The sequence below is a fragment of the Pseudoduganella danionis genome, assembly GCF_009720775.1.
GTDB classification, from domain to species: Bacteria; Pseudomonadota; Gammaproteobacteria; order Burkholderiales; family Burkholderiaceae_D; genus Rugamonas; species Rugamonas danionis.
The window spans coordinates 536,409-549,834 of sequence record NZ_WNKW01000003.1; the positions used below are offsets into that span (position 1 = coordinate 536,409).

Here is a 13,426-nt window from a genome sequence, read left to right on the forward strand (position 1 = left end):
AAGAGAAAACGCGGCTAGTCCGCGTTTTTTTTTCGTCCGTATTTTTTAATTCATTGACACCCTGGCCTGTGCGCCGTAATGGAGATCACTATGCTTTCAATTCGCCTTCCTGATGGTTCGTCCCGTCAATTCGACGGCCCGGTAACCGTGGCTCAAGTGGCGGGCAGCATCGCCACCAGTCTGGCGAAAGCCGCGCTGGCCGGTAAGGTCAATGGCAAAGTGGTGGATACCTCGTTCCTGATCGAACAGGACGCCGATCTGGCCATCATCACCGACAAGGATCCGGAAGGTCTGGAAGTGATACGTCACTCGACCGCCCACTTGCTGGCCTATGCCGTCAAGGAACTGTTCCCTGATGCGCAAGTAACCATCGGCCCTGTGATCGACAACGGCTTCTACTACGACTTCTCCTACAAGCGCCCGTTCACGCCGGACGATCTGGTGGCGATCGAAAAGAAAATGACGGAACTGGCCAAGAAAGACGAGCCAGTCACCCGCAAAGTGCTGCCACGCGACGAAGCTGTGGCTTACTTTAAATCCATTGGCGAAGCCTACAAGGCCGAGATCATCGCATCGATTCCGGCTGATCAGGATGTGTCGCTGTACACGGAAGGCAATTTCACCGACCTGTGCCGCGGCCCGCACGTGCCATCGACGGGCAAGCTCAAAGTGTTCAAGCTGATGAAGCTGGCCGGTGCCTACTGGCGCGGCGACAGCAAGAATGAAATGCTGCAGCGTGTCTACGGCACGGCATGGACCAAGAAAGAAGATCAGGAACAATACCTGTTCCAGCTAGAAGAAGCGGAAAAACGCGACCACCGCAAACTGGGCAAGCAGCTCGACTTCTTCCACTTCCAGGATGAAGCGCCGGGTCTGGTGTTCTGGCATCCGAAAGGCTGGACCATCTGGCAGCAGGTGGAACAGTACATGCGCAACAAGTATCAGGTGAACGGCTATCAGGAAGTCAAAGCGCCGCAGATTCTCGATTCCAGCCTGTGGGGCAAGACCGGCCACTGGGATAACTACCGCGAAAACATGTTCGTGACGGAATCGGAAAACCGTTCCTACGCACTCAAGCCTATGAATTGCCCGGGTCACGTGCAGATCTTCAACAGCAATATGCGCTCGTACCGCGATCTGCCACTGCGCTACGGCGAGTTCGGCCAGTGCCACCGCAACGAGCCTTCGGGCGCGCTGCACGGCATCATGCGCGTGCGCGGCTTCACCCAGGATGACGGTCACATCTTCTGTACCGAAGAGCAGATCGAGCCGGAAGTGGTAGCTTTCCACACGCAGGCCATGGAAGTCTACAAGGACTTCGACTTCAACAACATCGAAGTCAAGCTGGCTCTGCGTCCCGATAACCGTATCGGTACCGACGAAATCTGGAACGAAGCGGAAGAAGCGCTGCGCTCCGGCCTGCGCGCTTGTGGCGTGACGTGGACCGAGCTGCCGGGCGAGGGGGCGTTCTACGGTCCCAAGATCGAGTACCACCTGAAGGATTCGCTGGGCCGTCCATGGCAGGTGGGCACGATGCAGGTGGACTTCTTCATGCCTGAGCGTCTGGGTGCCGAATATGTGGCCGCCGACAACAGCCGTCAGGTGCCGGTCATGCTGCACCGTGCGATCGTCGGCTCGATGGAGCGCTTCATTGGCATCCTGATCGAAAACTATGCGGGCGCGCTGCCAACCTGGCTGTCGCCAGTTCAAGTTTCGGTGCTGAACATCTCCGATGCGCAGGCCGAATATGTGGCACAAGTGGCTGAAAAGCTGCGCCGGTGCGGGTTCCGCGTGCAGACCGATTTGCGCAACGAGAAAATTACCTATAAAATACGCGAACATTCCGTCCAAAAACTGCCTTACATTCTGGTTGTAGGCGACAAAGAACGGGACGCTAATACCGTAGCTGTGCGGGCACGGGGTAATGTCGATCTGGGCGTCATGTCCGTCGAAGCCCTGATCGAGCGACTCCAGCAAGACGTCGCCAACAAGGCCTAAGCGCGCAGCATTTCATCAGACATTAAAAGGAATCACCATAGCTACTGACAAGTCGCATCGCATCAATGGCGAAATCACTCACCCTGAAATGCGTTTAACCGGGGTCGATAACGAGCCGCTCGGTATCGTGAGTCTGGCCGAAGCCTTCCGCCTGGCGGAAGAGGCAAACGTCGACCTGGTCGAGATCGCACCTACTGCGGTCCCGCCGGTTTGCCGTTTGATGGACTACGGCAAGTTCAAGTATTCGGAGCAGAAGAAGGCTCACGAAGCGAAATTGAAGCAGAAAGTCATCTCCGTGAAGGAAGTCAAATTCCGTCCGGGTACTGATGACGGCGACTACAATATCAAGCTGCGCAATCTGATCAAGTTCCTCGAAGATGGCGACAAGACCAAGATCACGCTGCGCTTCCGCGGTCGTGAAATGGCGCACCAGGATATTGGCTTCCGTATGCTGGAACGTCTGAAAGCTGATCTGGAGCCGCATGGTCAGGTCGAGCAGTTCCCGAAAATGGAAGGCCGTCAGATGATTATGGTGCTGGCACCTAAGAAGAAAAAGTAAGCCCTCAGGCTGAAAGCAAAGGCGGGGCTGGAGCAGGTTTTTTAGAAAACTTGCTCCAGCCCCGAATTTTTTGCTGCGCTATTGCTATAACTGGTCTATAATGTCCGGCTGTAGTAAATGTAGTGGACTCGCATCTGCTGCAAAAACAAGTGAAAGCAGGCATCTAAGCGTAACGTAGTTACCACCTGCAATCCTGTTTGATATGGAGCTACCCGAAGGGGTAGATTACTATGCCAAAAATGAAAACCAAAAGCTCCGCGAAAAAACGTTTTCGCGTGCGTCCAGGTGGTACTGTTAAATCGGGTATGGCTTTCAAACGCCACATCCTGACCAAAAAAACCACCAAAAACAAACGTCAACTGCGCGGCACTCGCAACATCAACGCTTCGGATGTAACGTCCGTACTGCGTATGATGCCATCCGCTTAATCTCACACTGTTAAGGAGTTACTATGCCTAGAGTAAAACGTGGGGTTACAGCTCGTGCCCGTCATAAAAAAGTACTGAACCTGGCCAAAGGCTACCGCGGTCGTCGTAGCAAGGTATATCGTATTGCCAAGCAAGCAGTTATGCGCGCTGGCCAGTACGCTTACCGTGACCGTCGTAACAAGAAGCGCGTCTTCCGTCGTCTGTGGATCGCCCGTATTAACGCTGCTTCCCGTGAGCATGGCGTTACCTACAGCGTATTCATGAACGGTCTGAAGAAAGCTTCGATCGAACTGGACCGTAAAGTCCTGGCCGATATGGCAGTGATGGACAAGCCAGCATTCGCTGCGATTGTCAACGCTGTGAAAGCTAAAATCGCTGCCTAATACGCATTGATTTAAACTAGCTGCTGCGGCAACGCGGCAGCCGAGAGAACGGGGCAAGGTGAGATACCTGTGCCCCGTTTTTGATTGAGGATAAGAAAAACGCATGGACTCCCTGGAACAACTCGTCGCCTCAGCAGTGCAGGATTTCATGGCCGCGCAAGATGACGCCGCCGCACTGGAAAATGCTAAAGCCAAATATCTGGGCAAGACTGGCCAGATTACCGAATTGATGAAAGGGTTGGGCAAGCTCGACCCTGAAGCACGCAAGGCGCAGGGCGCCCTGATCAACGCTGCCAAAGGGCAGATCGAAGCGGCGCTGACGGCCCGGCGCGACGCGCTGGCCGAAGCCCAGATGCAAGCGCGCCTCAACGCCGAGGCGATCGACGTTTCCCTGCCAGGCCGCGGCCGCGCCGGCGGTGGTCTGCATCCGGTGATGCGCACCTGGGAGCGCGTCGAAGCGATCTTCCGTTCCATCGGTTTCGAAGTGGCCGACGGCCCCGAAATCGAAAACGACTGGACCAACTTCACGGCGCTGAACAGCCCGGAAAACCATCCAGCCCGTTCCATGCAGGATACCTTCTACATCGAAGGCAATGACACGACCGGCAAGCCGCTGCTGCTGCGTACCCACACCAGCCCTATGCAGGTGCGTTATGCGCGTAGCCATACGCCTCCGATCAAGGTGATCGCACCGGGCCGTACTTACCGTGTCGATAGCGATGCCACCCACTCGCCGATGTTCCATCAGGTCGAAGGTCTGTGGATTGCCGAGAACATCAGCTTTGCCGATCTGAAGGGCGTGTACCTGAACTTCGTCAAAGCCTTCTTCGAGACGGACGATCTGCAAGTGCGCTTCCGTCCTTCGTACTTCCCGTTCACCGAACCTTCGGCCGAGATCGACATCGCTTTCGGTTCCGGTCCGCTCAAAGGCCGCTGGCTGGAAATTTCCGGCTCGGGTCAGGTGCACCCATCGGTGGTGCGCAATTTTGGTCTGGACCCGGAAAAATACATAGGCTTCGCTTTCGGCTCCGGTCTGGAACGTCTGACCATGCTGCGTTACGGCGTGAACGATCTGCGTCTGTTCTACGAAGGCGATCTGCGCTTCCTGAAGCAGTTCAACTAAATCCTCAAGTCGGTCGAGCGCGCCCCTGTTTGCTGGCTGCGCTCCCGTCGGACTCTCTTTGAAGGCTTGATTATGCAATTCTCTGAAAACTGGCTCCGTACCATGGTCGATCCGAAGATGACTTCGGACGAACTGGCCCACATGCTGACCATGTCCGGTCTGGAAGTGGAAGAAGTCGAAGCGGTGGCGCCACCGTTTTCCAATGTGGTGGTCGGTCACGTGCGCGAAATGGCCAAGCACCCGAATGCCGACCGTCTGAACGTGTGTCAGGTGGACGTGGGCACGGGCACGCTGCTCAACATCGTGTGCGGCGCGCCGAACGTGCGTCCGGGCCTGAAAGTAGTGTGCGCCATGGCCGGTGCCGTGCTGCCACCGGGCGCCGATGGCAAGCCATTCGAAATCAAGGTAGGCCAGTTGCGCGGTGTGGAATCGCAAGGCATGCTGTGCTCGGCCAAGGAGCTCAAGCTGTCGGAAGAGGGCAGTGGTCTGCTGGAACTGCCGGACGATGCGCCGGTCGGCAAGAACTTCCGCGACTACTACGCACTCAACGATCTGAAGTTCACCATCAAGCTGACCCCGAACAAGGCGGACTGCCTGTCGGTACTGGGTGTGGCGCGCGAAGTGTCGGCCCTGACGGGCGTGCCGCTGCAGGCACCGACTTTCCGTCCTGTCGCAGTCAACAGTGCCGAAGTGCTGCCAGTGAAAATCTCGGCACCGGATCTGTGCGGCCGTTTCTCGGGTCGCGTGATCCGCAATCTGAACGCCAAGGCCGCTACGCCAGCGTGGATGAAGCAGCGCCTCGAGCGCAGCGGCCAGCGCTCCGTTTCGGCACTGGTGGATATTTCCAACTATGTCATGCTGGAACTGGGTCGTCCTACCCACGTATTCGATCTGGCCAAAATCCACGGCGGCTTGAATGTACGCTGGGGCAAGGCTGGTGAAACCCTCAAGCTGTTGAACGGTAACACCATCAACATCGATGAATGGGTGGGCGTGATCGCCGACGACAAGGAAATCGAATCGCTGGCCGGCATCATGGGCGGCGACGCGACGGCTGTCTCGCTAGAAACCGAATCGATCTATCTGGAAGCGGCCTTCTGGTGGCCTAACGCGATACAGGGCCGTGCGCGCAAGTACAACTTCTCGACCGATGCAGCACACCGTTTTGAGCGTGGCGTGGACCATGCGACGACGGTAGAACACATCGAGCGCATTACTTCGCTGCTGATCGAAATCTGCGGCACCCCGACCACGCAAGTGGGTCCGGTGGACGACCAGATCGTCAACGTGCCAGCCGCCAAGCCCGTGCAGATGCGCACGGCGCGCGCGCGCAAGGTGATCGGCGTGGCCGTCAACGACCAGATGGTGGCGGATATCTTCACCCGCCTGGGTCTGCCGTTCTCGCTGGCAGCAGCTGCCGACGGCAGCAACGACCATGGCGTGTTCTCCGTGACGGCGCCTAGCTACCGTTTCGACATCGAGATCGAAGAAGATCTGATCGAAGAAGTGGCACGCGTGTATGGTTTCGAGAATATTCCTGCAGTGGCGCCAGTGGCGGCCAACACCATGATCATCGCGCCGGAAAACACGCGTTCGCTGTTCGCCGTGCGTCATCAACTGGCCGATCTGGGCTTCCAGGAAGTGGTCAACATGAGCTTCGTGGAAGCGGCATGGGAGCAGGATTTTGCCGGCAATGATCAGCCTATCCGTCTGCAGAACCCGATCGCCAGCCAGATGAGCGTGATGCGTACCAATCTGATCGGCAGTCTGGTCAGCAATGTGCGCTACAACCTGAACCGCAAGACCAACCGTGTGCGTCTGTTTGAAGTGGGTGCCATCTACCTGCGCGACGACAGCGTGAGCGATGGCGCGCTGACCGTGGCCGGTTACCACCAGCCTAAACGCGTCGCTGCCATGGCTTATGGCCACGTGGCCGACGAGCAGTGGGGTTTGGAAAACCGCCATGTCGATTTCTTTGACCTGAAAGCCGATCTCGAGCATCTGTTTGCGCCGCTGACGCTGCGCTTCGTCAAAGCCGAACATCCGGCCCTGCATCCGGGCCGCTCGGCCAATGTGTTGCTGGATGGCAAAGTCATCGGCTTCATCGGCGAACTGCACCCGCGCTGGCTGCAGAAATATGAGCTGCCGCAAGCACCCGTAGTGTTCGAAGTCGACGCTGAGGCGCTGCAGCAACGCAATCTGCCGGTGTACGCGGAAATTTCCAAGTTCCCTGGCGCCACGCGCGATCTGGCCGTGGTGGTCAAACAGGACGTTCCGGCACAGGATCTGCAGGATGCCTTCAATGATGTTTTGGCAACAAGTCCACACGGAAAGATTGTGCAAGCCATTGTTTTGTTTGATGAATATCGTGGTAAAGGGCTGGAAGCGGACGAAAAATCGCTTGCTTTCCGCTTTAGCTTGCAAGATACTCAAAACACGCTGCAGGATGACGTGGTCGAGGCCGTTATGACGGCGCTGGGCGACGCCGCCAAGCAGAAACATGGCGCACGTCTGCGCACCTGATACGGGCGCATCACTGAGCGTTTTGTATACTCGGGAGTCCGGCTAATGCCGGACTCATTCGTTATTAGAGAAGGCAGGGCAGTAAAATTAATAACAACGACGTCGATTCCGCCGTACTGCAGTCCGCGCTGGCTGCCGATCTGCATCGCGCCATGCAGGTTGCCAAAGTACGTCAGGATGCTGAAAAAGATTTGCCGACGCTGACCAAGGCGGAACTGGCCGAACTGCTGTTCGAACAGGTGGGCTTGAACAAGCGTGAAGCCAAAGACATGGTGGAGACCTTCTTTGACGAGATCCGCAATGCGCTCGAACGTGGTGAAGCGGTGAAGCTGTCCGGTTTTGGTAACTTCCAGTTGCGTGACAAGCCGCAGCGTCCGGGCCGTAACCCCAAGACGGGCGAAGAAATTCCTATCACGGCGCGGCGCGTCGTGACTTTCCACGCCAGCCAGAAGCTCAAAGGCATGGTGGAAGAGAGCAATCCGGCGGCACGTGTCGCCTGAACGGGAGCTAAGTCGTGATGAATGACCGCGCTGCCAAGACCGACGCTGCCCCGCTGCCGCCGATACCGGCCAAGCGCTATTTCACCATCGGTGAAGTAAGCGAGTTGTGCGGGGTGAAGCCCCATGTACTGCGTTACTGGGAGCAGGAGTTCACGCAGCTCAAACCGGTCAAACGGCGCGGCAACCGGCGTTACTACCAGCACCATGAAGTGCTGCTGATCCGCCGTATCCGCGAACTGCTGTACGAACAGGGCTTTACCATCAGCGGCGCGCGCAACAAGCTCGATAGCCGTGGCGAACACCATGTGGCGCATAGCCAAGAAGGTGCTTACGAGCCGGCCATGCCGGAGGAAGCGGCGCCGCTAGATCGCAGCCTGATACGGCGCGAACTGCAGGCCATACTCGAGTTGCTCAAACTCGATTGAGCTGCTCCCGTTAGCTGCTCGCCAGCGGTACGCGGCATCCCGCCGCGTAGCTGCTATACTCTCAACATTGACTAAAAATCAGCGACGCTGAATACTGGAACTTTCAGTCCGGTAGAGTCTATGCCGCAGGCCGGCCAGACAGGAGGATGCATGATACGCGTTGCCATTTGCGACGATCATCAAATAGTCCGCGCAGGATTCAAACAGATTTTTTCTGCCACCGACGAATTCGAAGTGGTGGCCGAGGCCGGAACCGGCCGTGAAGCGCTCGATATCGCTCGTCGCGAAGTGTGCGATGTGCTGATGCTCGATATCGCCATGCCCGATCAGAGCGGTATCGACACCTTGCGCACCATACGTCAGGGCCAGCCCGATCTGCCCGTGCTGATCCTGTCCGGCTATCCGGCCCAGCAGTACGCCGTGAACCTGTTCAAGATGGGCGCTAACGGCTACCTGAACAAGGAGTGCGAGGCCGACGAGCTGATGACGGCGGTGCGCACCGTGTTTCAGGGCCGGCGCTACGTCAATGCCACCGTGGGCGAACTGCTGGCCCAGACGCTGGACCGCGATCCCAATACGGCGCTGCACATGGAGCTGTCGGACCGCGAATTCCAGGTGTTTCTGCGTCTGGCCCGCGGCGAAACCGTGTCCGATATCGGCGTGGCGCTGTCGCTCAGCATCAAGACGGTCAGCACCTACCGTACCCGCGTGATGGAAAAAATGGGCATGCAATCGAATTCCGACCTGACCTATTACGCCATGAAGAATAATCTGCTGGAATAAGCCGATGGCAGAGCGGTGCGCACGGTTGAACTGTGGCGCCAGCGCAGCCATTCTTTCACGGGGCTATAATGCGCCTACTCCGGCCGGCGTAAACTACCATGAAGGAAACCCCTCAGGATGCATTTCACTGTAGAACCGGCACCGCAACACCGTCTGCCCCTGTATAAGACCGTCCTGTGCGTGACCTGCGCACTGCTGCTGATCGTTAATGGCTTCAGCCTGTTCCACAATCTGAAGTCTTTACGGGGCGCCCAGCAATCGCTGGCCCAGTCGGCCCGCGTGGCTGACCGTTTGCAGTATCTGAACGTGCTGGTACTGGAAGCGGAAAGCAGCATGCGCGGCTACTTCCTCAATGGCCGCGAAGAGACGCTGCGCGCCACCACGTCCGCATCCGCCGAGACGGAGGCCGAATTCAAGGAACTGGAAACCTTGCTGGCCGATAATCCTTCGCAGCTGCGTAATCTGTCCCAGCTACATACACTGGTGCGGCGCCGGCTGCGCCTGATGGGCCAGGCCGTCGATGTGTACCGTGATGGCGGCCTGTCCGAAATCGTCAAGATTGCCAAGCTCAGCGAACGACGCGTGAACATGGATGAGATCCGCCTGCAGGTGGTGATCATGGAGCAGGAACAGAACGAGACTATGGCGCACCGCAGTGCCGCCTTCTATCAGGAATACCTGAAAGCCATTTTGCTGGGCATGAGCATCAATGCGCTGGCGATATTTGTGCTGGTGATGTTCTACCAGCTGGTGCGGCGCAGTTTTGCCAACCGCGCGCAAGTCGAGCATGCGCTGCAGAGCGCCAACGAGACGCTGGAATCGCAGGTGCAGCAGCGTACTGAACAGCTATCGCTGCTGTCACGCCACCTGATCAGCATTAGCGAAGAGGAAAAAATCCGTCTCTCGCGTGAGCTGCATGATGAAATGGGGGCCAATCTGACTTCGATCAGCATGGATATTGCGGCCGTTGCCCAGCAGTTGCAACAGCGCGAACCGGAGCTGGCCGCACAGCTCAAGCGTGCCCGGGCTACGCTGGTGGAAACCGTGGAAATGAAACGCCGCATCGTCGAAAATCTGCGCCCCAGCCTGCTCGATAATCTGGGTCTGTGTGCGGCCATTGAAAGCTATTGCCAGGAATTCAGCCGGCTGGCGCAAGTGCGCTGCGACTGTGATGTGGCGCCAGGCATAGAAAAGACTGCACGCCGTTCGGGCGAACTTTCGATCGCCCTGTTCCGCATCGTGCAGGAAGCACTGACCAATATCCGTAAATACGCCCACGCGAGTCAGGTGTCGGTCACGCTGCTGCGTGACCAGCACGGACTCATATTGCGCATCATCGATGATGGGGTAGGCATTGCGGCTGCCAACATCGCCAAACCCATGTCGCATGGCCTGCTCGGCATGCGCGAGCGCGCGCTGCTGCTCGGTGGCAGCATGAGCATACGGCGTGGCCGTAATGACAAGGGCACTTGCATCGAAGTGAACATTCCCTTGCCTCAGCCGAATGCACTGCCCGCTGCGTCTGCACCACCGCTAGCCAGCGAAACTGGGGGCGAGGCCAGTAGCAAGCTGCCGCCCGCCCTCAGTGCCGTACTCAATAGTGCGCTACATCCTCCAGCAGACGGTCATATTCCGTCTTCGCCACCTTGTAGCACTCCCCCGCATATTGCTCCAAACCTGAGCGATCCAATACGGTGATGGTGCCACGACGGTAGGCGATCAACCCTTCCTCCTGCAATTTGCCGGCAGCGGCCGTGATACTTTCGCGCCGCACGCCGAGCATGATGGCAATCATTTCCTGCGTGACTTTAAGCACGTTATCGTGGGAGCGATCGAGCCGCTCGAGCAGCCAGCGGCACAGCTTTTGTTCGATAGAACTGTGGCGGCCGCCCACGGCATTCTGCGCCATCTGGGCGAATAGGGCCGTGTTGTAGCGCATGAGCAGTGCGGGCAAGGCGCCACCTAGATGGAAGGCGGCGCGCAGATGGCGCGCATGCATGCGGTAGCCGTAGCCGGCCGATTGCACCATGGCGCTGCACATGGCGCGTTCGCCCGCAAACAGGGATACGCCGACCACGCCTTCGCGGCCTGCAACGGCAATCTCGGTGGTTGCCCCGTTTTCCATCACATACAGCAGCGAAATAATGGCGCTGGTGGGAAAGTACACATACTCCATGCAGGCGCCGCATTCGAATAATTCTTTGCCCACGGGCAGAGTCACCAGTTCCAGTTCCGGTAACAGGGCGGCCAGTTCATGTTCGGGCAGGGCGGCCAGCAATTCGTTCTGGCGCGCGCCGCTAGGGCTGATGGAAAACGGCAATGGTGGTCGGGCTGTGGCGCCGTAACCGCGTGTTTTAGGCGATGGGCTGAGTTGGGTATTGTTCATCTTGTTCCTCACAGTCTGGCTACTCAAATAACACCGTCGCTGCGCTTCGGTGTTGTCACTACTGTAAGGCGGGGGCGAAGTAACGAACATAAGCGCAGCAGACGCTGGCTTGTAGTCCGGTGCGGCGCGGCTTTGTAGTCCTGATCCTACAAAATGGGTGGGCCCGTGCTGTGGCGGCTACGCACTAGGCTTAGCCTGCGGGCAAGTGCATAATGCAGCCATTCCCATAGATAGGCATGCACCATGCAGGTACTGGTAGTCGAAGACGATGCGGTTCTGGCCGATGGTTTGCGCCGCGTGCTGGGCGAGCACGGCATGACGGTGGAGCTGCTGGCCGATGGCAGCCAGGCCGACCTGCGCCTGCAGTATGCGGACACGCTGGATGTGGTGGTGCTCGATATCGGCCTGCCCGCAGTCGATGGCTTCGAGCTGGTGCGGCGCCTGCGTGCGCGCGGCAGTGCGCTGCCCGTGCTGCTGCTGACGGCGCGCGATGCCATTGCGGACCGGGTACGCGGACTGGAACTGGGCGCCGACGATTATCTGGTCAAGCCTTTCGCTACGGCCGAACTGGTGGCACGCCTACGTGCACTGGTCAGACGCAATGCGCCCAAGCCCAGCCTGCTGGCACTGGGCGGGCTGGCGCTCGATCTAGATGCCAAGCGGGCCAGAGTGGGCGAGAAGCTGATCGAACTGTCGGCGCGCGAATGGGCCGTGCTGGAATTCCTGCTGCAGCAGGCCGGCAAGGTGGTATCCAAGCAGCAGATCATTGACGCTATCGCACCCTGGGGCGATGAGCTGACGCTGAATGCGGTGGAAGTGTATGTCTCGCGCGTGCGCCTGAAAATTGCTGATGCCGGTGTCACGCTGCGCACCATACGGGGCTTCGGCTACATGCTGGAAGCCGTAGCGCCCGCGCCATGAGCAGCATACGCCTGCGCCTGCTCAAGTGGCTGATAGCGCCCATATTGCTGATCAATCTGGCTGGCGGCGGACTGGTCTACATGCTGGCGTGGACCCCGGCCCAGTTAGCGTTTGACCAGAGCCTGGCCGAGGCAGCGGCCAGTCTGGGTGCCCGCCTGAGCGATGGCGGCGGGCAGCTGCAGCTCGACTTGCCTGCACTGGCCGAAGCCGTACTGCGCAGCGATGATAGCGATAGTCTGTATTTTGCCGTGTACGACGGCGCGGGCCGGCAGATCGCCGGCGACCGCGATCTGCCGCTGCCGGCACCCGGGGCGGCCAGCAATGGCCAGCAGCTCTACGATGGTGTGCGCCAGCAGCAGGCGGTGCGGATACTGGTGCTGCCATGGTCGCTGCCGGCGCGCGCAGACAAGGCGCCGGCCAGCCGGGCCCGTATCGTGGTGGCCAGAACGCTGCGCCAGCGCCAGCAGATCCAGCAAGCCACCTTGCGCGCGCTGCTGTTGCTGGAAGGACTGTTTGCCGCCGCCAGTATCGGTCTGGTGTGGTTCGGGGTCAGCAACGGCTTGCTGCCGCTGCAGCGTTTGCGCACGGACCTGAACCGGCGCGAGGGCGACCAGTTGGCGCCGCTGGCGCTGGCCGATCTACCCCATGAACTGGAGCCGGTAGTCCATGCTTTTAACGGTCTGCTGGAAAAAGTGGGCGCGGGCGCGCAGGCACGCCAGCAGTTTCTGGCCAATGTGGCACACCAGTTGCGCACGCCGCTGGCCGGCCTGAAAACCCAGCTGGAATGGCTGGGCGCGCGTCAGAGCGAGGCGGAGTCCGCCCAGTCGGTCCAGTTGATGCTGGCCACGACCGAGCGCATGATACGCCAGACCAACCAGTTGCTGGCACTGGCCCGCGCCGAGCCCGAACACTTCGAGAAAACCCGGCTCGAGCCAGTGGCATTGCACAGCCTGATCGAGCAATCGGTGCAGCTATTCGTCGAACTGGCCAGCCGCAAGCAGATCGACCTCGGCTTTGAGCTGCAGCCCCTGATAGTGCAGGGCGACCGCTTTCTGCTGCGCGACCTGATCGACAATCTGATCGATAACGCGATCCGCTACACGCCGCCCGGTGGCAGCGTGACGGTGAGCTGCGTGCCGCAGGCTGGCCAGCCTGGCCGAAGCAGCGGCGGCATGCTGGTGGTCGAGGACAGCGGCCCCGGCATTCCGCCCGAGCGGCGCGAACAAGTGTTCAGCCGTTTCGTGCGGCTCGATGACCGCAGCAGCGGCAGCGGACTGGGCCTCGCCATCGTGCGCGATATTGCCACCGTCCACGGTGCCGAATGCCGTATCGGCGACGCCAGCACGGGGCAGGGTGCCCGTTTTTCCATCATTTTTCCCTGATTTTTAATTCTTTCG

At 59.0% G+C, this 13,426-nt stretch carries 13 protein-coding genes; 12 read left to right on the forward strand and 1 reads right to left on the reverse strand.

Annotation, left to right across the window (positions count from 1 at the left end; genetic code table 11):
* The first annotated feature begins 90 nt into the window (after nucleotides 1-90).
* The 10 genes from thrS to GM655_RS14040 all read left to right on the forward strand — a co-directional run bounded on the left by thrS (nucleotide 91) and on the right by GM655_RS14040 (nucleotide 10,420).
* On the forward strand, nucleotides 91-1,998 hold the full coding sequence (thrS, locus tag GM655_RS13995; RefSeq protein WP_155435257.1) for a threonine--tRNA ligase: 1,908 nt from the start codon (nucleotides 91-93) through the stop codon (nucleotides 1,996-1,998).
* Between the two features lie 31 nt (nucleotides 1,999-2,029).
* A complete protein-coding gene (gene infC / locus GM655_RS14000) occupies nucleotides 2,030-2,557 on the forward strand; it encodes a translation initiation factor IF-3 (RefSeq protein ID WP_371866824.1) in 528 nt (175 codons plus the stop codon).
* A gap of 230 nt (nucleotides 2,558-2,787) precedes the next feature.
* The gene (gene rpmI, locus GM655_RS14005) at nucleotides 2,788-2,985 is read left to right on the forward strand and encodes a 50S ribosomal protein L35 (protein ID WP_057262756.1); all 198 of its coding nucleotides are present in this window, start codon (nucleotides 2,788-2,790) and stop codon (nucleotides 2,983-2,985) included.
* A 23-nt stretch (nucleotides 2,986-3,008) separates the two neighbouring features.
* Nucleotides 3,009-3,368 carry a 50S ribosomal protein L20 gene (gene rplT, locus GM655_RS14010; protein WP_008449404.1) on the forward strand — a complete coding sequence of 120 codons (360 nt, stop codon included), beginning with the start codon at nucleotides 3,009-3,011 and terminating at the stop codon, nucleotides 3,366-3,368.
* 103 nt (nucleotides 3,369-3,471) lie between these two features.
* The gene (gene pheS, locus GM655_RS14015; RefSeq protein WP_155435259.1) at nucleotides 3,472-4,491 is read left to right on the forward strand and encodes a phenylalanine--tRNA ligase subunit alpha; all 1,020 of its coding nucleotides are present in this window, start codon (nucleotides 3,472-3,474) and stop codon (nucleotides 4,489-4,491) included.
* A 72-nt stretch (nucleotides 4,492-4,563) separates the two neighbouring features.
* On the forward strand, nucleotides 4,564-7,014 hold the full coding sequence (gene pheT / locus GM655_RS14020) for a phenylalanine--tRNA ligase subunit beta (RefSeq protein ID WP_155435260.1): 2,451 nt from the start codon (nucleotides 4,564-4,566) through the stop codon (nucleotides 7,012-7,014).
* A 152-nt stretch (nucleotides 7,015-7,166) separates the two neighbouring features.
* Nucleotides 7,167-7,514: an integration host factor subunit alpha gene (locus GM655_RS14025; RefSeq protein ID WP_155435261.1), complete on the forward strand. Its 348-nt coding sequence runs from the start codon at nucleotides 7,167-7,169 to the stop codon at nucleotides 7,512-7,514.
* 17 nt (nucleotides 7,515-7,531) lie between these two features.
* Nucleotides 7,532-7,939: a MerR family transcriptional regulator gene (locus tag GM655_RS14030; RefSeq protein WP_155435262.1), complete on the forward strand. Its 408-nt coding sequence runs from the start codon at nucleotides 7,532-7,534 to the stop codon at nucleotides 7,937-7,939.
* 150 nt (nucleotides 7,940-8,089) lie between these two features.
* Complete coding sequence (locus tag GM655_RS14035; protein ID WP_155435263.1) at nucleotides 8,090-8,722, forward strand: response regulator transcription factor; 633 nt, start codon at nucleotides 8,090-8,092, stop codon at nucleotides 8,720-8,722.
* Between the two features lie 117 nt (nucleotides 8,723-8,839).
* Nucleotides 8,840-10,420, forward strand: coding sequence for a CHASE3 domain-containing protein (locus GM655_RS14040; RefSeq protein WP_155435264.1), 1,581 nt, complete (start codon nucleotides 8,840-8,842; stop codon nucleotides 10,418-10,420).
* On the opposite strand, the gene GM655_RS14045 is transcribed toward GM655_RS14040, so the two are convergent.
* Nucleotides 10,317-11,108: a Crp/Fnr family transcriptional regulator gene (locus GM655_RS14045; RefSeq protein WP_155435265.1), complete on the reverse strand. Its 792-nt coding sequence runs from the start codon at nucleotides 11,106-11,108 to the stop codon at nucleotides 10,317-10,319. The genes GM655_RS14040 and GM655_RS14045 overlap by 104 nt on opposite strands.
* A 243-nt stretch (nucleotides 11,109-11,351) precedes the next feature.
* Here GM655_RS14045 and GM655_RS14050 point away from each other — a divergent pair, with 243 nt between their 5' ends.
* Complete coding sequence (locus GM655_RS14050) at nucleotides 11,352-12,029, forward strand: response regulator transcription factor (RefSeq protein WP_155435266.1); 678 nt, start codon at nucleotides 11,352-11,354, stop codon at nucleotides 12,027-12,029.
* The gene (locus GM655_RS14055) at nucleotides 12,026-13,411 is read left to right on the forward strand and encodes a sensor histidine kinase (RefSeq protein WP_155435267.1); all 1,386 of its coding nucleotides are present in this window, start codon (nucleotides 12,026-12,028) and stop codon (nucleotides 13,409-13,411) included. The genes GM655_RS14050 and GM655_RS14055 overlap by 4 nt, the downstream gene beginning before the upstream one ends.
* Nucleotides 13,412-13,426 lie beyond the last annotated feature (15 nt).